18 protein-coding genes are annotated in these 22,811 nt (G+C 42.8%); 5 read left to right on the top strand and 13 right to left on the bottom strand.

Annotated features, from left to right (window positions below; genetic code table 11):
• Positions 1 to 197: 197 nt before the first annotated feature.
• Entirely contained in the window at positions 198 to 407 is a 210-nt protein-coding gene (locus MHI32_RS20140; RefSeq protein WP_076100132.1) for a hypothetical protein, read from the top strand.
• Here the strand turns inward: MHI32_RS20140 and MHI32_RS20145 are convergent.
• The 6 genes from MHI32_RS20145 to MHI32_RS20170 all read right to left on the bottom strand — a co-directional run bounded on the left by MHI32_RS20145 (position 404) and on the right by MHI32_RS20170 (position 6,337).
• Positions 404 to 886 (bottom strand): DinB family protein, encoded by a 483-nt coding sequence (locus MHI32_RS20145; RefSeq protein ID WP_179086268.1) that lies wholly within the window; start codon positions 884 to 886, stop codon positions 404 to 406. The two genes, MHI32_RS20140 and MHI32_RS20145, sit on opposite strands and share 4 nt — an antisense overlap.
• Positions 887 to 923: 37 nt before the next feature.
• Positions 924 to 2,027 (bottom strand): LCP family protein, encoded by a 1,104-nt coding sequence (locus MHI32_RS20150; RefSeq protein ID WP_081388211.1) that lies wholly within the window; start codon positions 2,025 to 2,027, stop codon positions 924 to 926.
• 8 nt (positions 2,028 to 2,035) lie between these two features.
• Positions 2,036 to 2,845, bottom strand: a complete 810-nt coding sequence (locus MHI32_RS20155; RefSeq protein ID WP_076307623.1) for a GNAT family N-acetyltransferase — start codon at positions 2,843 to 2,845, stop codon at positions 2,036 to 2,038.
• 208 nt (positions 2,846 to 3,053) lie between these two features.
• Positions 3,054 to 3,281: a hypothetical protein gene (locus MHI32_RS20160; protein WP_038572358.1), complete on the bottom strand. Its 228-nt coding sequence runs from the start codon at positions 3,279 to 3,281 to the stop codon at positions 3,054 to 3,056.
• A gap of 64 nt (positions 3,282 to 3,345) precedes the next feature.
• Positions 3,346 to 3,546 (bottom strand): cold-shock protein, encoded by a 201-nt coding sequence (locus MHI32_RS20165; protein ID WP_036685790.1) that lies wholly within the window; start codon positions 3,544 to 3,546, stop codon positions 3,346 to 3,348.
• 682 nt (positions 3,547 to 4,228) lie between these two features.
• Positions 4,229 to 6,337 (bottom strand): methyl-accepting chemotaxis protein, encoded by a 2,109-nt coding sequence (locus MHI32_RS20170; RefSeq protein WP_076218469.1) that lies wholly within the window; start codon positions 6,335 to 6,337, stop codon positions 4,229 to 4,231.
• A gap of 178 nt (positions 6,338 to 6,515) precedes the next feature.
• Here MHI32_RS20170 and MHI32_RS20175 point away from each other — a divergent pair, with 178 nt between their 5' ends.
• A complete protein-coding gene (locus MHI32_RS20175) occupies positions 6,516 to 6,920 on the top strand; it encodes a CBS domain-containing protein (protein ID WP_038572361.1) in 405 nt (134 codons plus the stop codon).
• A gap of 54 nt (positions 6,921 to 6,974) precedes the next feature.
• Here MHI32_RS20175 and map read toward each other — a convergent pair whose 3' ends face one another.
• Positions 6,975 to 7,721, bottom strand: coding sequence for a type I methionyl aminopeptidase (gene map / locus MHI32_RS20180; protein ID WP_036685786.1), 747 nt, complete (start codon positions 7,719 to 7,721; stop codon positions 6,975 to 6,977).
• A gap of 399 nt (positions 7,722 to 8,120) precedes the next feature.
• On the opposite strand from map, the gene MHI32_RS20185 reads away from it, so the two are divergent.
• Positions 8,121 to 9,929: a cellulase family glycosylhydrolase gene (locus MHI32_RS20185; RefSeq protein WP_340010667.1), complete on the top strand. Its 1,809-nt coding sequence runs from the start codon at positions 8,121 to 8,123 to the stop codon at positions 9,927 to 9,929.
• Between the two features lie 1,221 nt (positions 9,930 to 11,150).
• On the opposite strand, the gene cysI is transcribed toward MHI32_RS20185, so the two are convergent.
• The 5 genes from cysI to MHI32_RS20210 all read right to left on the bottom strand — a co-directional run bounded on the left by cysI (position 11,151) and on the right by MHI32_RS20210 (position 20,324).
• Positions 11,151 to 12,875, bottom strand: coding sequence for an assimilatory sulfite reductase (NADPH) hemoprotein subunit (gene cysI, locus MHI32_RS20190; RefSeq protein ID WP_076281461.1), 1,725 nt, complete (start codon positions 12,873 to 12,875; stop codon positions 11,151 to 11,153).
• Between the two features lie 46 nt (positions 12,876 to 12,921).
• Positions 12,922 to 14,778, bottom strand: a complete 1,857-nt coding sequence (locus tag MHI32_RS20195) for an assimilatory sulfite reductase (NADPH) flavoprotein subunit (RefSeq protein ID WP_340012755.1) — start codon at positions 14,776 to 14,778, stop codon at positions 12,922 to 12,924.
• Between the two features lie 234 nt (positions 14,779 to 15,012).
• Entirely contained in the window at positions 15,013 to 18,273 is a 3,261-nt protein-coding gene (locus MHI32_RS20200) for an ATP-binding protein (protein WP_340010669.1), read from the bottom strand.
• A complete protein-coding gene (locus tag MHI32_RS20205) occupies positions 18,260 to 18,631 on the bottom strand; it encodes a response regulator (RefSeq protein WP_076130763.1) in 372 nt (123 codons plus the stop codon). Before MHI32_RS20205 ends, MHI32_RS20200 begins: the two co-directional genes overlap by 14 nt.
• Before the next feature lie 61 nt (positions 18,632 to 18,692).
• Entirely contained in the window at positions 18,693 to 20,324 is a 1,632-nt protein-coding gene (locus tag MHI32_RS20210) for a diguanylate cyclase (RefSeq protein ID WP_340010671.1), read from the bottom strand.
• Positions 20,325 to 20,541: 217 nt separating this feature from the next.
• On the opposite strand from MHI32_RS20210, the gene MHI32_RS20215 reads away from it, so the two are divergent.
• Together MHI32_RS20215 and MHI32_RS20220 are read left to right on the top strand one after the other, a co-directional pair.
• Positions 20,542 to 20,811 carry an ACT domain-containing protein gene (locus tag MHI32_RS20215; protein ID WP_036685776.1) on the top strand — a complete coding sequence of 90 codons (270 nt, stop codon included), beginning with the start codon at positions 20,542 to 20,544 and terminating at the stop codon, positions 20,809 to 20,811.
• Positions 20,812 to 20,828: 17 nt separating this feature from the next.
• Positions 20,829 to 22,184: a PFL family protein gene (locus tag MHI32_RS20220; RefSeq protein WP_248548616.1), complete on the top strand. Its 1,356-nt coding sequence runs from the start codon at positions 20,829 to 20,831 to the stop codon at positions 22,182 to 22,184.
• Positions 22,185 to 22,273: 89 nt separating this feature from the next.
• On the opposite strand, the gene MHI32_RS20225 is transcribed toward MHI32_RS20220, so the two are convergent.
• A complete protein-coding gene (locus MHI32_RS20225; protein WP_248548519.1) occupies positions 22,274 to 22,684 on the bottom strand; it encodes a hypothetical protein in 411 nt (136 codons plus the stop codon).
• Positions 22,685 to 22,811 lie beyond the last annotated feature (127 nt).

The following is a 22,811-nucleotide window of genomic DNA, read 5'->3' on the forward strand; positions in this document are numbered from 1 at the left end:
ATACCCTGCCAAATATTAGTCGGATAATATCCTCACATACAAAAAAGGAAGTACACTTTGCGAAAAAAATCCGCAAGGCATACTTCCTTTTTTTTACGATTCGATTGTAGATTTAGACGGAATGGGACATCTTAGTTCCAAAATAGAATGAACAGTGGATTTATAAGATGTTTTCTTAAAATTAGGAGGTCATTGCTGTGAGAAACAAACAATCCATTGTCTTCGTGACCATTCCATTATCCGAGATCAAGAAGTTCATCCTTATTGATATTGTTGCTGGATGGGTCTTTTATTTTGCTATAAAATTCCCCTTCCATTCCTTAATTGCCGCCTCTGCCGGAAGCATGTTTGGTCCTATCCTCATACGCCAATCCATGAAGTTAGTTCAAAATCGCGCCAAGTTTTAAGGTTTTAAGAACTGCTCAATCTGTTTTTTATGATGCTTATCATGTGGGATAAAACTTCTCAAGTACTTGCGAACGCTGAATTTTTTGCGATCTCCATCCTTATATTCCTGATTGAATTCCTCTTCCGTTAAGCCTACAGCTGCATCTATGATTTTAGTTCTATAACGTACAAATTGTTCAATTAATGTTTGTTCAGATAATAATTTAGCATATTCTACAGCGTTAGCATTAAACTCGTTAAAATCCAACTGCTTGGTTGTGATCGGTTCCCGGAGAATTATTTTCTTAATCGCACCTTCATAAAAATATTTATCCCATAACATGAGATGACAGATGATATCCTTTAAAGTCCATTTACCAGCTGCAATAGGCTGATTCCAATGTTTGGCTGATACTTCACCTAAAGATTCTACGAACGGGATGAGGGACTTAAATTCGAGTAACATTTGCTCATTTGTTTTTGCAGCCAGAGAGATCAACCTCCACATGAAAAATAAAATAATTCAGTCACAACATCTATGCTGCGTCATCCGCAGAAGCTGCGGACAGATCCGTATCGGTAGAGTCAGGATTCAGCCAAATCTCAATCAACTCATGGGTACGCTTCACATCATTTTCGTCAAGCATGTAATACCATTGATCCTTCCGTCTGCCCTCACCCTGCAACATATGGCTTGTGATCTCAGGAGTACCCCCTTCAAGAATTACTCTTTTCGCCAAATCAAGAATAAAGTCTGACTTCATATTGGTTTGGAAATTACTGCCTGCTATTTCGATGATTTTCTGTATATTAAGGATATTATCTACTCTCTTCATCCGTTCAAGCGCAGATTTCAAAAAGATCCGCTGCCGCTCCGTTCGTTTAAAATCAGAATCCTCGCGGTATCTTACATACATTAACGCTTCAGCGCCAGAATAAATCGGTTTGTTCGGTTCAATTCTTAATTTCTCATGATCCGGGCTCTTGTTCTCAATCACCTTGGTAATCGGAAGTTCAACACCCCCTAGAGCATCTGTAACGCCCACAAGACCGTTAAAATTAATAGTAGCGTAATATTCGATAGGCGCGTTTAATAAATTTTTAACGGTGTCTACACTCATCTGAGGACCGCCATAGGAATGAGCTGCATTAATCTTGGTTTCTTTCCTAGCTCCTTTAACCTTTTCCGCTCCGATAATTTCTGCATAGGAATCACGAGGGATCGACACGAACAATACTTTATGATCAACTGGCCGGATCACAGTATATATAATCGAATCAGAAAGCCCGTTCTCTTTTCCCCGCTGATCAGTACCCAGTAGGAGGATAGAAAATGGACGATGCTTGTTATCCGCCGTTGGTTGTAATCCAGGAGCTTCAGCGTTTTCATTATTTTCTAAAGGAACGTATGATCCATCAAGCGTGTGTTCAATAGTCGGAGCCACAACATTATTAAATCCGAAAATCAGCAGTTCTTTACGAAAAACATAAGATCCTAGCCCAGCAATAAGTACGATAGCAAGCGTAAATAACCAGATCTTTTTTTTCTTGCTGGTCTTAGTTTTCTTCTTCACCTTTTTTTTCTCAATTCTACTTAAAGAAAATGAAGAAGCTGAATGGGTAGTCTGTTTATTTTTCATTCGGATCCTTAACCCTTCCTGATGACGGATTCTACCAGCCGATAATAGGGAATCATGTAGGTTGTCTCAAAGCCTAATCTATGCGCTAAGTTGAAAGAACCCTCGTTATCCAGACGACACGCCCACACCGGCTCAAGCTGATGTTCTAGACAGTATTCTATTAAGGCTGAACAGACCGCGTAGGCATAGCCCTTCCCCCGATATGCTTCTGAAGTTTCTATGCCAATTTCCAGTTGATGCTCATTAACAAAACCCGAAAATGCCGTAGAGGCAATTTCCCCAGCGTCAAGAATATTGAAGCCCAGCCCCTCAGCAAGAAATTGCTCTTCATTCCTCCAAAACGCCTTAGGATTGACACCTCCTGTTGCCGCCAAAAACCGTTCTTTGTTCATTCGCACCACTTCAAGGTCTTGGTTAAGATAAGAAGCTTTCTGTTTCAGATATTTCTCGCAATTAAAGCTGAAGTTGACCCTTGTATTTCTATGGAGCATTTCCTGTTCACTCCAATGAGCGATAACTTCCGTCCAGCCTCCCGCTGGATCAGCCTGCAGCAACTCTTGATGATGCCGAATCATATTTTTATTGGTTATGTAATCAAAAAGATCGCGCTTAAACTCTTCATTATCCGACTCTCCAATTAATAAAGACATTCCACAAGGGTGTGCAATGTAAAAAGCACGCGGGTTAACGATATCGTCAACATATACGCTGCCAGGTATGACTTGTTTAACCACGGACTCAGCAAACATCGTATTTATTTTCACTTTTCCTAAAGGCTCAATAGCTTTGTAATAATCGTTACGCTCTAGTCGTTTCATAATTTTCTCCTTAGATCTCACGTAATGTTTTGATAGATAACCACCAGTATGTGAGGATATTTTTTTGCTGGATGACACTGTTACCTAAAATATCCCATTATTATAGACGATCTTAGGGTCGATAAGTTTCTATTTATAAGAAATTTGTGAGACAAAAAAAGACCATATCCTATCAAGGATTGGTCTACCCTATTTATTAATGATGATCTTAGGTTTTTTTCACAATCATATCGATCTCACTCTTGAGTAAAAGATATCTGACGACACTTCTCATGATCGGAACTTTAGTCAACTTATGCTGATCTACATAACTTTTCATTTGGTCTTTAGACAGCCCGAGCAAGCTTCCCGCTTCAGACACCGTCAATACTTCTTTGTTACTTGTAGCGTTAAAGGTTTTCTTAACTTTTAAATTCCAGTCTTCAAACACCTGCATTTACATCCGCCACCTTTCTATAAAAAAATCCCCAAACGATACGTTTGGGGATTCATTTCACTACTTACAGTTTTACAACATTCTCAGCTTGTTGACCACGATTACCTTGAACTACGTTAAATTCTACACGTTGTCCTTCATCCAGGGACTTGAATCCGTCACCAGTAATTGCGCTGAAATGTACGAATACATCTTCTCCACCTTCAACCTCGATAAAACCAAAACCTTTGTCTGCGTTAAACCATTTCACTGTTCCTGTTTGCATAATATAATTACCACCTTATTTTTATTTACATGTTATTCTTATCCTCAAAAAATCTCTTGCAAAATCTCTAAAAAAATAAAAATTCACATATGGTACAAGGTTATTAACGTCTAAAGAATAACCCTCTACGCTATGTGAATTCGCCAGGTAAATACTTTCGATAGATTGATTATAACACAGCTAACACCAAATAGATACTCTTCTGCATTATGAAGAAAATGGGAGGTAAGAAGGAGCTGTGCCATAAGTGATTCTACGAGCGGAGACTGACCTCCTCACTTTCAAAATCCTAAAATCAACAAAACAGCGATTCTTCTGTTATCGAAGAATCGCTGTTCAGCGTTTTTTGGTCATTCGCGGCCTGCTACGACTACACATTCATTATCCTACGGGGCTTTCGGACTCGGTAGACGTTATTACATGTTTTAATTCTTTACCGCTAGATTTCGGACTCCAGTGACGCTATTCCTTGGAAAGAGGCTCATAATAAGCATTTTTTAGGCCAATAGCTGCACTGGAGTCCGATAACATTCCAAATATCGGATAATCGTACGTTTAAGGACCACTGTGTCCGTTAGCAGATTACTAAGCGTATTTTCCAGTGACTAAGCATGTGCTTTCGACACAGCAGTCATTTTCATAGTTTTAGGTGCCAGCCCTTCTCTATATTTGAAAAGGCAATCTAAATTTTAAAGTAAGATAATTTATCCAACAGGTCTTGCACCATTGAGCTGAGTGACTCCGACGAGGCTGAGATCTCTTCCATAGAAGCAAGCTGCTCCTCAGAGGCTGCTGCCACACTTTGGGAGTCAGAGGAAGCTTCCGAAGCAAGATCGGCTAATTGTTTAACGGTAACTGAAATTTGCTCCGTTCCCGCGGTCATCTGCTGTGCAGCTGCTGAGACCTCTTGGATCTGATCGGTTACCTGTGTCATCTCTGTCAGAATCGACGTAAATAAAAGATCACTATCAGATACACTCTGCACACCAAGAATTACTTTTTCATTGCCGACAGCCATCGCTTGTGAAGCTTGATTAGTATCTTGCACCACATCTTCAACCAAAGCAGTAACTTGTTCGGCAGCTTTTTTAGTCTGATCTGCCAGCATGCGAATTTCTGAGGCCACCACCGCAAAACCTCGGCCATGTTCACCCACTCTGGACGCCTCAATAGCCGCATTTAGTGCCAACAGATTGGTCTGTTTACTTATGTTCGAAATCAAGCCGATAATCCCGCTGATCTGAGCAGATCGTTCGCCTAAACGTTCAATCGCCAGACTCGTCTCATCTACAGACAGCTTTAACTCCGACATTTGATTCACTGCCATTTGCAGCTGGGCACTGCCCTTTTTCGTCTGATCGGTAACTTCATCTGCAGATGCAGATACCGATGACGAAGAGTCAGCAATCCGTTGCACTCCAACATTCAGCTCGCTCATCGCCATTGAAGAATCACCCGCATAATCACTCTGCAGCTGCGCTCCTTCGGCTACTCGTCCAATTGCCACAGCAATTTGTTCAGCAGCTTTCCCAGTCTGCTCAGCGTTAGCTGTCAGCTCTTCAGAGGTAGCTCCCACGGACATTGATAGATCAGCGACAAGTCCAAACATTTCTCGAAGCTTATGGGTCATATGATTAAAATGTGTAGCCATTTTGCCGAATTCATCATCATTTCGAACCTGCAGGGTTTGAGTCAAATCCCCCTGAGACATCAGCTGCAATTTCTCAGATAACAAACGAAGCGGTTTAACTACCATTAACCATAGTTGAAGACCAACAATAACAGCTAAAATCAAAATCCCAATAATCATAATGATAAAAAATTCTGTTTTAGCTTGTTCATAATCAGCCATGATAACATCCTTAGAGATCGCTGTCTGTGTGTACCAGACCTGGTCACTTCCAGGCATTGGTATCGGAACAAAAGTCCGCAGCACGTCTTCTCCCTTGGAATTTATCGTGTATCCCAGTTTGGCCTCCCCATTCTTCACACGCTTCCACAGTACTGTTTTATCTTCTGTATCACCAAATTCTTTGAGTACACTTTGAGGATCATTTGGGTTGGCTGCATATTTGCCATTACCAGTGATTAAAGAAACATAACCTCCCAGAGGTTTATAGTTAACGGCTTCTTCCTGCAATTGGGTTAACGAAACATCGAACCCTACAGTCCCCAGAAATGCACCCGTTTTATCCAAAATTGGTAGCATGACCGAAATCATCTCTATAGCTCCACCAGTCGTCTCATAGGAGTAGGGTTCAATATATACCGGTTTTTTCTCTTTTTTTGGTAAAAGGTAATAATCACCCGCACCTTCTACATCATAATTCTTTAAGGGTTCAACCTTTATTGCACCTTGATTTCTAAAGACATAAGGAATAAAACGCCCCGTACCATCATCATATGGCATCTTATTTATATTAGCCTGATCGTTCTGATCAAAAGCATTGGGTTCCCATAATATGCTCATCCCAAAAATTTCTGGTCTGTGCTCAAGCATAGTTTTCATTGTAGAAACAACATCTTCACGGTCCAAGGTTTGACGTTCTCTTGATTCAAGGAGTACTTCAGCGAGCGCTTCACCCGTCGACTGAATGTCTATCATTCTATTCTGAATGGTCTCCGCATAACTTTTTCCTGCGACCTCTGCCTGAAGTTCACCGTTGGATATGCTCACACTACGCAGATTAGCCAGGTTTGCGACTAAACTAAAGAAAAAGATCACAATAATTACTAAACTTACCACCATAACAAATTTAAACGTTAATGAAAGCCTTCGATACAATGCCATCTGAACAACTCCACTCTAGGATAATATATCTTTAATCGACAAAATACGACCTCTATTCAATAGGACTTATTACCTATAATTCAAGGGGTGAAAATTTAAAATTCTATCCATTCCAAAAGTATGTTTAAATAAAAGTAGCCTAATCAAAAAATAACATAATACAAAGGAGTTCATGCCGATGGAAATATCCTCTTTTTTGTTGCCAAAAGATCAAGTCGCCTATATCACTAACTCACTATCCATGCTGGAAGCCTTAGAACAATTAGAACAGCACCATTACACGGCTATCCCTATTATTGATAATGAAGGAAAATATGTAGGAACACTTTCGGAGGGTGATCTATTGTGGAAGCTGAAAAACACAGCAGATTTAACCTTTGACAATATAGGGGAAGTTCCAGTAAGCGACATCCAAAAGCATGTTCATAACGAAAGTGTTCTCATTAATGCAGAAATGGAGGATATGCTGACGCTTGCTGCGGATCAGAATTTCGTTCCTGTGATTGATAATGAGGGTGTATTTGTTGGAATTATTAGGAGAAAAGATATCATTGAATATTACACTCGCAACATTACAGATTAATAAAAAATGACCAATCTCCATTACGGAGACTGGTCATTTTATTTTTCATCAAAATTACAGTTCAGTCAGGATAATCGTTCCTTGTGGGGTAATCGCTAAAGTATGCTCATATTGTGCTGACAATCCGCCGTCAATGGTACGCGCAGTCCAACCATCCGCATCAATTTTTGTTCTGTAACTGCCTGTGTTCAGCATGGGCTCAATGGTAAATACCATCCCCTCTTTAAGACGAGGCCCTCTCCCTGCTGGACCATAGTGAGGTACTTCCGGAGCTTCATGCATTTCTGAACCGATCCCGTGGCCAATAAAATCACGCACTACAGAAAACCCGTTAGACTCTGCATAAACTTGGATGGCATGCGCAACATCGCCAATACGGTTGCCTGCAACCGCCTGCTCGATTCCACGGAATAAAGATTCCTTAGTAGTGTCTAGAAGTTTGGTCGCCTGTTCACTAATATTGCCAATCCCGTAAGACCAGGCCGAATCTGCCAACCAGCCGTTTAAGTTAACAACCATGTCAATGGTTACGATATCCCCGTCTTTTAGCGGCTCTTTTTTCGGGAATCCGTGGCATATTACATCATTTACAGATGCACAGGTTGCGTACGGGTACCCATTATATCCTTTTTGCTCAGGAGTAGCTCCTTGAGACAATATAAATTTTTCTGCAAATTCATCAATTTCCCAGGTCGTAATACCAGGCTGCAAAATTTGCGCAATTTGACGATGACATTCAGCGAGAATTTTTCCCGCCGCACGCATTTTTTCGATCTCTTCCATCGTTTTCATGATAATCATAATATCGCCTCTTCTGTACAGAACACATCGCTCTCGGGCAACGGTTCTTCTTTTGTATTTAGTTTACCCTTTATATTATGAAAGAAAATCGCGAGAAATCCAAATCATTAGGCAAAAAAAATTATATTTTCCTTCCTGAATCTAAAAATAACATCATTTCTTATGAGAATGTTAGATGAAAGACGAGTGCCTTATCAGCAATTTCTCTTATCTTTCTAATAAAACATAAAGTTATTGTTATCGTTAAATTATTTATTATTCCTAAAAATTCCTTTATATGTTATATTCAAAATAACTGAGGAGGTGATACATGCCTGTAATTGAGTGCATTTACTGCAACCACCTGGAGGATACGCATAATCAAAGAAGCAACCCTATTTGATTAAGGAGGAAATGTTGATGAAATTCAGAAAGCATTTTTCGTTCCGGAAAATCAGTTTGTTAGTATTAATTAGTATCCTTACTCTTTCTATTTCTTTACCTCAACAGCAGGCAGCGGCAGCAAACACTTCTGTTAAAGGTTTTTATGTAAGCGGTACCAATTTATACGATGCCACCGGCAGTCCTTTTGTAATGCGCGGGGTGAATCATGCACACACTTGGTACAAAAACGATCTGGCTACTGCAATACCGGCCATCGCAGCGACTGGCTCCAATACCGTCAGAATTGTACTTTCTAATGGCAGCAAGTGGTCTCTCGATACTTTAGCTGATGTCCAAAATATTCTAAAGCTTTGTGATCAGTATAAAATGATTGCCATGCTGGAAGTGCATGATGCTACGGGCTCAGACAACACCTCTGACCTTAACGCTGCAGTAAACTATTGGATCAGCATCAAGGATGCTTTGATCGGTAAAGAAGATCGTGTCATTGTGAATATTGCTAATGAATGGTACGGTTCTTGGAACACTGCAACATGGGCCAGTGGATACCAAGCGGCAATTCCTGCGTTAAGAAATGCGGGCATTAAGAACACTTTAGTTGTAGATGCAGCGGGATGGGGTCAATACCCACAATCTATTTTCACTAGTGGTCAGGCTGTATTTAATTCAGACACCTTAAAAAACACTATTTTCTCAATTCATATGTACGAATATGCTGGAGGTAATGCTGCTACAGTCAAGAGTAATATCGATAGTGCCTTGGCTATTGGAGCCCCTGTGATTATCGGCGAATTCGGTGACAAGCACACGGGTGGAGATGTCGATGAAGCCACCATTATGAGCTACACGAAGGAAAAAAAGGTGGGCTGGCTCGCCTGGTCCTGGTATGGTAATGGCGGAGGCGTTGAATATCTGGATCTAGCCAGCGGTCCAGCAGGAACACTCAGCAACTGGGGAAATACAGTCGTTAATGGAGCAAACGGAACCTTAGCAACCTCCGTGCTTAATAAAATTTACACAACACCTGGTTACCAACCTGTGCCGGATGGTGGCACTACACCAACACCAACACCAACAGCTACACCTACGCCAACACCAACAGCTACACCAACACCAACACCAACACCAACACCAACACCAACAGCTACACCAACAGCTACACCTACACCTACACCTACACCTACACCTACACCTACACCTACACCTACACCTACACCTACACCTACACCTACACCTACACCTACACCTACACCTACACCTACACCTACACCTACACCTACGCCAACACCTACACCTACGCCAACAGCTACACCTACACCTACACCTACACCTACAGTAACACCTACAGCCACTCCTACCGGCTCGCCATCCAGTAATAATCTGGCACTTTACTACCGTGCAGCAGATACCAATGCTACTGATAACTCAATCAAGCCCTACTTCAACATCTATAACAACGGAACAACGGCAGTCAATTTAAATGGACTGAAAATTCGTTATTACTTTACTAAAGATGGAAGCGCATCTCTCAATGGAGTAATCGATTGGGCGCAGGTCGGTGCTTCTAATATATCGGTTGCCCTCGGGTCCACAAGTGGGACGAACGCCGACTCTTACGTTGAGCTTACTTTCAATGCTAGCGCGGGCTCCATACCTGCCGGTGGGCAGTCAGGAGAAATCCAATTACGCGTGCACAAAAGCGACTGGTCTAACTTCAATGAAGCAAATGACTATTCGTTCGATCCAACCAAAGTTTCCTTCAGCACTTGGAACAAAGTAACCCTGTATCAAAACGATGTACTGATCTCCGGTATCGCTCCTTAAACACATAAACCAGCGAGCCTCCCGGAATTGGAGACTTGCTGGTTTTTAAATTGAATCTGTTGTAGCGCAGATGTTGGGATCTTACTAGATTATTGTAGATCAAATGAAGGCTGTTGCTAGATTTGTCAGTCAACGGTGATCTACTGCTGTTAGCCTGCTCCCGGAATGTTACTACTCTGATGTTAGTTTACTGCCGGACTGTTACTACTTTGATGATAGTTTACTGCTGCTCGTCTATTGTTCCGCTAGTCGGTTGCTTCTCTTTTATTTGGCTGTTCTGCGTTACTTCACTATTGCTCCTGCTGTTCTGCGTATTACTCTATAATTGCTCCTACTGAGCTAATTTCACTCTGTCCACTATCTAATTCAATCCTTTCACTACTCTGATATTAGTCTACTGTCGCTCGTCTGCGCTCATCTGCCGTTCTTTACCTTTGGAGCGCTTTTGTCGTGATTTTCGGACTCAGATGACGCTATTTGTGCGATTTGAGCCGTTTTGAGCAACTTTCGGACTGGAGAGGCGCTATTCCTCTGAAAAAGGCCTGTTCCTGTCTCTTTTCATCCCCATAACGGCGCTGGTGTCCGAATACTCGTCAAATTGGCAAGATTTCAGGAAATAAGGGCTCCTGAGTCCGTCACCTTGTTAGTCTACTGCCGCTCGTCGCGCTCCTCTACTGCTCATCTGCTGCTCATCTCGCTCGTCTGCGCTCATCTGCCGTTCTTTACCTTTTGAGCGCTTTGTCGTGATTTTCGGACTCAGATGACGCTATTTGTGCGAGTTAAGCCGTTTTGAGCAACTTTCGGACTGGAGAGGCGCTATTCCTCTGAAAAAAGCCTATTTTGGCCTCTTTTCATCCCCATAACGGCGCTGGTGTCCGAATACTCGGCAAATTGGCAAGATTTCAGGAAATAAGGGCTCCTGAGTCCGTCACCTTGTTAGTCTACTGCCGCTCGTCAGCGCTCATCTACTACTCATCTGCTGCTCATCTACTACTCATCTGCCCCTCATCTGCTGCTCATCTACTACTCATCTACTACTCATCTGCCCCTCATCTACTACTCATCTTCTATTCGTCTGCGCTCGTCTGCGCTCACCTACCGTTCTTTACCTCTGGAGCATTATGTGTACGACACGACACCTCGCGCATCTAACTACGACCAAACCACAAAAATCCCGGCAGCCATCAACTGGCCCCGGGACATTTTTAAATCTACTTTCATTTAGTCATGGAAATTAAGTCCAGAGGTAACGGCTTTAACATAATCTGCACGGATCACGAAATCTCCAAAATGCTCGCCTTGTTGACGTTCTTTGGCATATCGGTGAAGAATAGGTTCAAGCGTCTCTAGGATCTCCTTCTCATCTATGTTTTCTTTATACATTTTATTGAGGCGATCACCCGTAAAGCCTGCTCCTAAATACATATTGTATCTGCCAGGAGCCTTGCCGATAAACGAGATTTCACCCAGCGCCGGTCTAGCACAGCCATTAGGGCAGCCGGTCATTCGGATCACAATTTCCTCGTCACGCAAACCAGCTTTATCTATAACAAGCTCCAGCTTATCTATCAACGAAGGCAGATAGCGTTCCGCTTCAGCCATCGCAAGTCCGCAGGTTGGCAGTGCTACACAGGACATGGAGCTGCGTCGCAATGCAGAAAGATGTGCTCCATCTGTTAGTCCATGCTGTTTAGCCAGCTCAGCTACTTTGCGTTTTTTGGCAGTAGTGACGTTGGCAATCGTTAGATTCTGATTCGGCGTTAGCCGGAAATCTCCAGTATGAATCTTAGCAATCTCCCGCAAGCCACTCATCAAGGTGTATCCTTCTTGGTCATGAATCCGTCCGCTTTGGATATAAAGTGTCAGATTCCATTTTCCGTTGGTCCCCTTCACCCAGCCGTAACGGTCTCCGTTGTGATCAAAATGATAATCACGTGCTGCTTCAAGCTGCCATCCGAGTCTTTCATGCAGTTCGTCTACGAACCAATCCAGACCATGGCGGTCAATTGTATATTTGAACCGTGCATTTTTGCGGACAGAACGATTACCATAATCCCGCTGGATCGTTACGGTCTTTTCTGCCACATCAATCAACTGTTCCGGACGGCAAAAACCAATTATACGTCCCAACTGAGGATAAGTACTGGTATCGCCATGAGTCATCCCCATACCGCCGCCTACAGAAACGTTGAAGCCGACTAGTTTCTCATTTTCCAGAATAGCGATAAAACCCAGATCTTGCGAGAATACATCCACATCATTAGAAGGAGGCACCGCTAGACCAATCTTGAATTTACGCGGTAAATATACCGGTCCATAGATCGGTTCTACTTCCGCACGTTCGCCTAAGCTATCTACTACCTTCTCACCGTCCAACCAGATTTCATGGTAAGCAGGCGTACGTGGTGATAAGTGATCACTTACTTTGCGCGCCCATTCGTAGACCTCTGCATGCACCTCTGACTGGTAAGGATTCGGATTACTCATTACGTTACGGTTAACATCGCCGCAAGCTGCCAGCGTCGTCATCAGCGTATCATTAATGCTGCGAATGGTTTTCTTAAGATTCCATTTGAGTACCCCATGCATTTGAAACGCCTGTCTGGTAGTCAGACGTAAGGTTCCATTGCCGTATTTTTGTGCCAGATCATCCATCACTAGCCACTGCTCTGGTGTCGCTACCCCGCCTGGGGCAACTACACGAAGCATGAACTGGAATGCAGGCTCCAGCTTTTGCCGTTCGCGCTCGTTGCGTAAATCCCGATCGTCCTGCATATAGCTTCCGTGAAATTTCAGCAGCCGATTATCATCTTCCGGCAAGCCTCCGGTAATCGGATTGCTTAATGTCTCAACAAGCGCGCCCCGCAGATAGTTACTCTCTTGCTTAATGTGCTCAACATCGCTTGGAGGCCCGCCGATCGGCTTAACCTTTTCATTGTTTGCCATTGTTGTTATCTCCCCCCGAAGTCATTCGATAACTTTCCTCTATCCATTAGTAAACATCACGTTGGTAGCGCTGCGCCTGCTGCATATTATCCAAATAAGCTGCCGCTTCTTCAGGACTCAGACCACCCTCATGCTGGATGACAGTAAGCAGAGCAGAATGAACATCATGTGCCATATGCTTTTCGTCTCCGCAAATGTAAATATGAGCTCCCGCTTGCAGCCATTCGTAGACCTCGCGGCTCTTTTCCAGAATGCGATGCTGAACATATACTTTCTCTTCGGTATCACGGGAGAAAGCAACATCCAGCTTAGTTAACAAGCCGTCTTTAAGCATTCTCTGCCAGTCCGTCTGATAGAGGAAGTCCGTCACAAAATGCCGATCTCCGTAGAACAGCCATGATTTACCTTCCGCCCCAAGCTCGCCACGTTCCTCCAGGAAAGAGCGGAAGGGTGCAACACCTGTGCCCGGTCCAATCATAATGATCGGTGCATCAGGATTCGTCGGAAGCTTAAAGTTCGGATTATGTTGAATGTAGATGGGCAACGTATCTCCCGGCTGGACTCTTTCAGCACAATGTACCGAGCAGACCCCATAACGCTCACGGCCATGTGCCTCATAACGTACAGCTCTAACCGTTAAATGAACCTCATCTGGATTAGCTTTATAGCTGCTGGCAATTGAATAGAGTCGTGCCGGAAGCTTGCGCAAAATAGTCACAAAGCTACTGGCCGAACCCTCCCATGGAGAGAAGTCCTGAACCAAATCGAGCAGATCGCGGCCTTGAATATATTCCTTAAGCTGTTGCGCACGTTCTGGCGACAATAGATCACTTAATTGGTTAGAAGAAGATAACTTCGCCGCTTGTTCAAGTAACGGTTTGGTCAATACAGTGATTTCATAGTGGTGAAGAAGGGCCTCACGTAAGGTGCCGTCTTCCCCTTTTTTATTAAATGGAACAATATCATTAGGATTCCAGCCCATAGTATGAATAATAGCGTCTACCAATTCAGGATGATTCTCCGGATAGACACCCAGCGCATCCCCTGGCTCAAATTGTATGTTAGAACCTTCTAGGGATAGCTCCAAATGGCGGGTCTCACGGTCAGAACCACGTCCGTTCAGATTTAGATTCTCCAATACTTCCGCTTTAAAAGGATGGTTGCGGGTATACAAAGGCTCCTGAGAATCTGCGTCTTCCGCAGCTTGAACCGCTTTTGCCGCAATGGCCGGAGCATTTAAATGTGCATTTAAGGCACTAATCACGCCTTCAAACCACTCGGTAACCGAATCATCATAATCAAGATCACAATCCACACGCGGACTTAACCGCTTGCCGCCAAGTTCCTCAAGCCGCTGATCGAAGTCCTTGCCGGTCTGACAAAAGAATTCATAGGAGGTATCCCCCAGTGCCAGCACTGAGAACTTCAGATTCTCTAATTGAGGAGCTCTTTTGCTATAGAGAAATTCATGGAACATCCGTGCATTATCTGGCGGCTCGCCTTCACCGTGTGTACTGACCAGCAATAGGAGGTTCTCAACCTTCTTAAGCGCATTGGGCTTAAAGCTGTTCATCGCAGTGAGTGTGACCTGAAATCCTTGCTCCTCCAGCTTGCGGGACAAGCTCCCAGCCAGCCGTTGGCAGTTCCCTGTCTGGGACCCAAACAACACGGTCACTTCACGTGAAGCTGCTGGTTGACTAACGGCACTACCTTCCACATTTCCTATCGTATTTGATTGTACTAATTGAACCTCGGCACCTGCCGATAGTGCAGTAGTAAGGCCCATGGCTGACAAATAACCGCTAAGCCATATTTGCTGTGTCTCCGTTAAGGATGGTAGAAGACGATTGAGTAGCTCGACTTGGCTCTCGTTAAAAGGACTGTTCGTTACCTGTAGTTGCAACAATATCCACCTCTCCTAAACATGAAATCTTCTGATGATCCGTACCTCATGAAATCAGGCTATCACAATAATTGTAAACGATCAATGATGTCGATTTACCCTAATAATTGTAATTTATTGAAAAAGTATCTATAAAGTACGTAAAAACCGATCAAAACAGTATGATTTAACCTGTTTTGATCGGTTTAATTATAAAAAGTGATACTATTTATAAAATATTGTGATAAATAAAAGCTATAATTTTTGCTGACTTTCGGGAAATAACACCTCGCCGATCCCCGTCTTAATCTTCACTATCTCCTCAAGCGTATTCGACAGCTCGCCGGGCGGATAAGGTTTAGTTAAATATTTTTGAATTACATCGTTTAGTTGGTTCTTATCCGATTGATCCAGAGCAGAAGAAATAACGATAGGTATATTTTCAGTTCTTGGATCTTCTTTAAGCATTCGGATCAAATCCCAGCCATCCAGTTCTTCACCCAACATCAAATCTACCACAATCGCCACAAATGGTGTTTTCAAGGCCTGATCAAAAGCTTGCTGTGGATGGTAATGATGGGTAACACGGAAGCCCTTCCCTTTAAGCTCTTCTGATAAAAGCAACGAAAGACTGTAATCATCTTCAACGATCATTACATTAGGCTTGAGCTCTTTATCGGTGCTCCATTTATTAAGCTCATCCTGTTGCCGGCTCGCTTCCGCATGGAGGATAGGGAGGCTAAACCAGACGGTAGTGCCCTCTCCTTCTACGGAATCTATACCGATATTTCCCTTTTGTTTCTCAATGATCTCCTTACAGATAGCAAGTCCGAGTCCTGTTCCTCCAATTCTTTTAGAGGCGCTATTATCCACTCTTCTGAATTTTTGGAATAGCTGTCCTATTTGATCCTTAGGAATGCCAAGACCATTATCCTGGATACGTATAATAATTCTATCCGACTCGTTATGCAGCAGTACTTTAACTTCATTGTTATCAGGCGAGAATTTAATCGCATTACTTAACAGATTCGTCAGAACTTGGACAATCTTGTCCTTGTCCACATCAACATCCGCATTTAAAGCCTCATCCACTAGGAGCACATGATGGGTACTGCTCAGTTTATATTGATCAATTACACCTAATACAATTTCACTGAGATTCAAATGCTCCGTGATATATTGCTGCTTACCTGACTCCATTCTCTGCAAATCAAGAAAATCATTAATGAGCTCCGTCAGTCGTTTAGCTTCCTTATGAATCGTCTCCAGATATTTAAGCTGCTTCTCAGGCTTCATGGTCTTAGACAATAACAGTTCTGTGAAACCAAGTACACTCGATAGCGGTGTTCTTAGCTCATGACTTACCGTACTGACAAGATCAGATTTCATAAGGTCCAGCTCATATTCTCTAGTGATATCTCTGTAGACAAACAATGTACCAATACGCAGCTCGCGACGGAATACAGGGATCGCATACACGTCAATATGCTTCTTCGATTCAGTTCCAATGGAGTATTGCATGCTGCTGGATTCCAGAGCATCCTCAGCAATCGCTTTTTCAAAAAACATCCGAAGTTCATGATTCTCATTCGAGTGCTCAATGAAATAATCCATCCATTTCTGACGGGGAATCAAAGTTCCTTCTGTCCACTCATAATTAAAAATGTTGCTCAACGCTTTATTCATCTGCAGGAGCATACCTTCTGTATTCACAAATTGTATGCCCTCGTTCACATTATTTACGATGTCCCGATTCAGCTTTCGTCCATGTTCAATCTCTTCATACATGAATAAACGTTCAATCGCCAGCGCTACGCGGTTCATCATCCCCTGAACCTCATTAATCTCTTCTTTGCTGAAGGAATGACCAATCCGGCTGCCACAGAACACTGCAAGAATCTCATCCTCTGCGTTCACAACAGTAGTGTAGAAGTCGTAAACATAGACCTCACTCGCAGAAATCCCTTGCTCTGATTGTGTGGCCAGGCGCTTGATTAGGTACGTTTTTTCCGCTTGCAAGCGATATAACATCTCATTATTCTCATGATCAAGATAACGCTCCACATTCTCCTGGGGAATGCCTTTCACAGCCGCGATATTATCTTTCACAAGCAGGAAGAAACTCGAATCAAAGGCATACAGTCGATGCATAAACTCAATAAACTTATCCGCAAATTCATGTTTATCCAAAGTATAAGTAATATCATGATTGAGCTGATTATTAAGTTCAAGCATCATCTTGGTCTGTTCTGTGTTTTTTAACGTTTCGGCTAGCTCCTGCTGCACGCTTTTCATTGAGGTGATATCGTTCGCAATAAGGATGTATTGATAAATCACACCCTCTTCATTCAGGTAAGGCACAATCGTCAGATGCAGCCAGATGGGCAATCCGTCTTTGGCTAGAATCTGCAGCTCATTGTTCCACACTCCGCCTGTATTTAATTTGTTAAAGATTTTCTGATAACCCTCATCAGAGAGATTATAAAGTTCAAATAACTTATAGGTGTAACCGATAATCTCAGACTTTTTATAGCGGGTATATCCACTTAAATTATCATTCGCGTAGGTAAAGACACCTTTAGCAGTAAGGATCCCCACCGCAGACGATTGATCCAAGGCTTTCATCATACTCTCAATTTCACTAAGCGAGCGCTGCAGCCTATATTGCTGATCCTGAAGTTCATCCTGCTGCGCATGCAGCTCTTCATTCTGCATCATCAATTCTTCTTCTTTATCTTGAATACTTCTAGCCATATTTAGAAAAGCATCATAAAGTCGGCCAATTTCATCTTGATTCTTAAGCTTGCCCAGAAGAATTTCTTCTCCTGCAGCCAGGGAATGGGTTGCCCCTTCCAGCTTCAGAATAGGATCTATTAGGTTCTTCAGAATCCGCCAGATCATAAAGGTGAAGATTAGCAGAATAATCGTGCTGAAAAAGAATGCGATAAAGGTAAACTCATTGGCACGTTTGATGTAATCCATAGCCATAGTATTTAATGCGGCATCGGATCGTTGCTTGTACTCTTTTGTATACATTAAAAAATCATTTACTGATTTCGTGTTGCCATCTGCGGATAGAGCTCTCAAAGACACATAATCGTCTGCCTCGACAAACCGAATCGCTTCCGGCAAAACTTTAGTTTTGTACTGAACATAAAATGCTTTCAAACCATCTCTAAACAAGGCTTCTTCCGGAGATAAATTGAGATTAGAATAGGTATCCAGAATCTTATCAAAGTTAACAAGTCCTAAGTTTAAGAGCTCTAATTCATTGTCACTCTTAAGTGCGCTGAATCCCCTCGCTCGGAAAAAAACCTCATTTAACGCAGTCGCCAATTCGTTAATCGTGTCCGCCTTATTTTGCAGAACTTCACGGTCTCTACTTAATTTGTTCTGCTCATTGTTTATGAAAAACAAAAATACAGATCCCATAAGAATGATTAACGAAAAAACCAAGGCAATGATACGAAAATATCTATTTTTAATACTGTGATTAGAGCTGCTACCCTTTGTCACTTAGGATCCCCTCCACAATCTGCAAGAGTTCCATCGGACTAAAAGGTTTTGGCATAAAATAACGTGCGCCTGCATCTACCGCTCGAAGACGATCTACATCTTGGGCTTTGGCTGTTAACATTAAAATAGCTGTAGCCTTCTTTTTCTCATCATCCAGTTGACCTAGGACTTCAATCCCTGTCATTTCAGGCATCATATAATCCAATATCACCAAATCATAATGATCCTGTGACAATTTTGAAAGCGCCTCTAATCCGTTCTCGGCAGTGTGGATCTCCACGTCTTCCAAATCTTCTAAGGTGTCTACGATTAACATTCGTAATACTTCTTCATCATCCACTACCATTACCTTTTGCATAGCTGCCTAGTTCCCTCCGCTTTAGATCTCTCCTGGTGCTCACAACATATTCAGAACCCAATTAGAACAAAAATCTATGAGCCAACCGCTCTATCCTCGACAATAACTCAGGCATATGGACCGGTTTGACTACATAATCATCGGCACCCATCTGCAGGGCATGTACAATATCCGCCTGATTATTCCTTCCCGTCAACATGATCACTAATATATTTACTTCCGGATACGTTTTGCGGATTCTTTCCAGAACTTCTACTCCATCCAGATCAGGCATCACACCATCCAGCAAAATAATATACTTCTCATCCACGGCATACCAATCCGATTGCAGGAAATCAAGCCCATTCACATAGCTGCTAACCTTCACCTCAGCAATATTCTCCGGCTCCCAAATGGCGAACTGACTGGTCACAATTCTCCGAATTAGCGTATCGTCATCCACAACAATCACATTCAGAACCGAATGCTTTTTAGTAGTGGATAAATGGTCCGAATAAAGCGTTGTCTGATTCCTTCCAGCATGCTTACTGGCATAAAGAGCCTGATCTGCTTCCTCAATCAATTTATCGGCTATATTCTCGGCATCTGTTACCTCAGAAATCCCGCTAGAGATAGTCACATGAAAGATTTCATTTTTCGCAAAAAAGTCAGTCGCCGCAAACCGCTCTTGAATACGTTGTATAACCAACATTGCAGATTCCGCATCCGTGTGAGGTAAAAATACTGCAAACTCTTCTCCCCCATAACGGCAAAAGGTATCCTCCAGACGGATGGAATTCTTCACAAGCTCGGAAAAGCCCTGCAGCACTTCGTCTCCGATTAGGTGACCATATGTATCATTAACGTTTTTAAAATAATCCAAATCAATCAGCGCTAACGAAAATACGCGGTTGGTCCGCTTAAAATCACCAATCAGCTGCTTCATGACTTGATTGAAGTGTTTGCGATTGAATGCGCCGGTCAAATCATCGACGATGATGGACTCCTGCCATTCTCTTTTGAGCTGAAAGCGATTTTTGATCAATACCAGAAATAAATCAATATCTACAGGCTTCGGCAAAAAATCCATCACCCCCAGCGAATACGCCTGCATTTGGGTAGCTTTGGAGTACTCCCCACTTATAATGATAATGGGAATTCGTTCTTTTTTAGCCTTGCCGATAATTTGGTTCAACACCTCAATCCCGCTTTTATCCGGTAAAAGAATATCCAGCAGAATGAGATCTGGTTTCGTTTCATAAAAGATTTTGAGTCCCCGTTCAGCAGATAAGGCAATGCTTACATAGTAATTCTGCCTCTCCAACGACTCTTTCAGATAAGCAACTAACTCTACATCATCGTCGATAAGAAGAATATCATTCTGCGTGAGCGTCTCAGCAGGTCCCTTTTTATCCAATGCTTTGACAGAGCTTGAAGCTGCCAATGAATGGACATTAAACAATGGAATCAGTGGATATAAATAATCCCCCCATTCCTCGACTGACCAACTCTTAAGACTGCTTTCCATGAAATAGGGCAGCGTATCCTCGGCAAATTGTTCGACATCTGGTAATCCGACAGTTCCAGCAGTGCCTTTTAAATTATGCAAAAAACGATAAATGTCCTTTTCCTTCACTTCCGCCTGTTCCGTCCATTCCTGGAGGGTCATCTTCGTTCTTTGCTCAACCATGTCTTTATATTTTTGTGTAGTCATATTTACTCCTTCAGACTATCATATCAAACTCTCAGTTCATCACATTTTTTATAGGCTGTCAAATGAATTTTCTATAATTTCAGCTGCCAAAACAAATATTTAATCAAACTGACAAAAAACCTTTGGTTGAAGCTTGTTTCATCATTTGCAATAATAGTTGGAATGGTTCATTCCGTATACACGGTGAAATCAACAAATACAAAGGGAGGCTGTATTCATGAAGGGGATTATTACTGTATTAGGAAAAGATAAAGTAGGGATTATCGCTAAAGTATGTACATATCTAGCCGAACACAATTTGAACATTCTGGATATTTCGCAGACGATTGTTCAAGATTATTTTAACATGATGATGATTGTAGACATTTCTAGCTCAACTAAAGCTTTTGAGAATATTGTAGAGGAATTACATTTGCTTGGCGAATCGATTGGCGTGGAAATCAAGCTTCAGCATGAGGATATTTTTAATATTATGCACCGAATCTAGGAGGATGGCTGACCATGATATCACTAGTGGAAGTACAAGAAACGAATAAGATGATTCGTGAAATGAATCTGGATGTGCGTACCATAACGATGGGGATCAGCCTCATGGATTGTGCCCACACGGATATGCGCACCTTTAATCAAAATGTATATGACAAAATCACCAGATCCGCTGAAAAGCTCGTAAAGACGGGTGAAGATCTGGAAAGACAATTTGGGGTTCCTATCGTTAACAAACGGATTTCTGTCACACCCATCGCTATTGCCGCTGGTGCGGTGAAGACAGATACCTATGTACCTGTTGCTGAAATCCTGGACAAGGCTGCAAAAGAGGTAGGCGTTAACTTTATCGGCGGCTTCTCTGCACTTGTACAAAAAGGCTGCACCAAAGGCGATCGTATTCTGATCGACAGTATTCCAGAAGCATTGGCAGTCACTGAAAGAGTCTGCTCCTCGGTCAATGTCGGTTCCTCCAGAAGTGGAATCAACATGGATGCTGTGAAATTAATGGGTGATATCATTATCCAAACTGCGGAACGCACCAAGGATCGGGATTCCATCGGCTGCGCCAAGCTGGTAGTCTTCTGTAATGCCGTTGAGGACAACCCTTTTATGGCCGGAGCATTTCACGGGGTTGGAGAGCGGGAATGTGTCATCAACGTTGGCGTCAGCGGTCCTGGTGTCATCAAACGTGCGCTTGAAGAGGTTCGAGGACAGGATTTTGAAACCTTATGTGAAACCATTAAACGGACAGCCTTCAAAGTCACACGTGTCGGTCAGCTAGTTGCTCAAGAGGCTTCCAAACGGATGAATGTTCCTTTTGGGATTATCGATCTATCCTTAGCTCCTACTCCAGAAATCGGAGATTCCATTGCCGAAATCTTTCAAGTCATGGGTCTGGAGGAAGCTGGGGCTCCGGGAACAACCGCTGCTCTGGCGATCCTAAATGACAATGTTAAAAAAGGTGGCGTGATGGCCTCCTCCTATGTAGGTGGACTTAGTGGAGCCTTTATTCCAGTCAGTGAAGATCACGGCATGATTCAAGCGGTTCAGCGGGGTGCCCTTACACTAGAGAAGCTGGAAGCTATGACCTGTGTGTGTTCCGTGGGACTGGATATGATCGCTATCCCCGGAAGCACCACCAAGGAGACCATTTCCGGCATCATCGCGGATGAAGCTGCAATCGGCATGGTGAATAACAAAACCACTGCGGTTCGCGTGATTCCAGTAATCGGCAAGGACGTTGGTGAAATGGTCGAATTTGGCGGCCTGCTCGGATATGCACCAGTTATGGCAGTGAATGGCTTCAACTGCGCGAATTTCGTTAATCGTGGCGGACGAATCCCTGCACCAATTCATAGCTTTAAGAATTAATAGAAACCTCTAACAGCAAGTCCCTATTTGTACTTAGGAGACTTGCTGTTTTTTTATATTCTAAAGCTGAGAATATTAGTTTATCTTGATTAAGCCCGTTGAATGCCGATATTAGGCGTTCCGCCAGTCAAATCGATAAATAATACATAATCATTTCCATCTGTGCCCTTCAGCACGAGACCCGTCTGACCTACAGCACCTACAGAAAAGTATCGAACCTGTTGCAGGCTGGTAGGAGCGCCTGGTGGCAATGTTGCTTGGTTCGTAGCGATCAACCGGGTTGCAGCTCTGATGGTGCCTGCCCCGCTAATTTCACCGGTAACCCCCAGATGACCGAGTATGGATTCACTGCCGTTCACATTTAGGCTTCCCATTATAGTCTGACTACCATTCAAATGCAGATTCGAATCGATAGTCTCATTTCCATTAACGTGCAGATCATTTTGAATGGTCTGACTTCCTGTAACTAGAACGCTATCGAAGGTTGGCAAGGCGATCATCCCTTTCAGGTTTTATAGTATATCTTATGTTAAACAAGCCAGCCCTGTCATAGATAGATATACAGCTTTCACTAAATCCGCTTTTTATCTTCGAGACTCTGATTAATGGTCTTATACCTAAAGTCAA

Origin of the sequence: Paenibacillus sp. FSL H7-0690 (assembly GCF_037980415.1) — a bacterium.
Classification (GTDB): domain Bacteria; phylum Bacillota; class Bacilli; order Paenibacillales; family Paenibacillaceae; genus Paenibacillus_AQ; species Paenibacillus_AQ odorifer.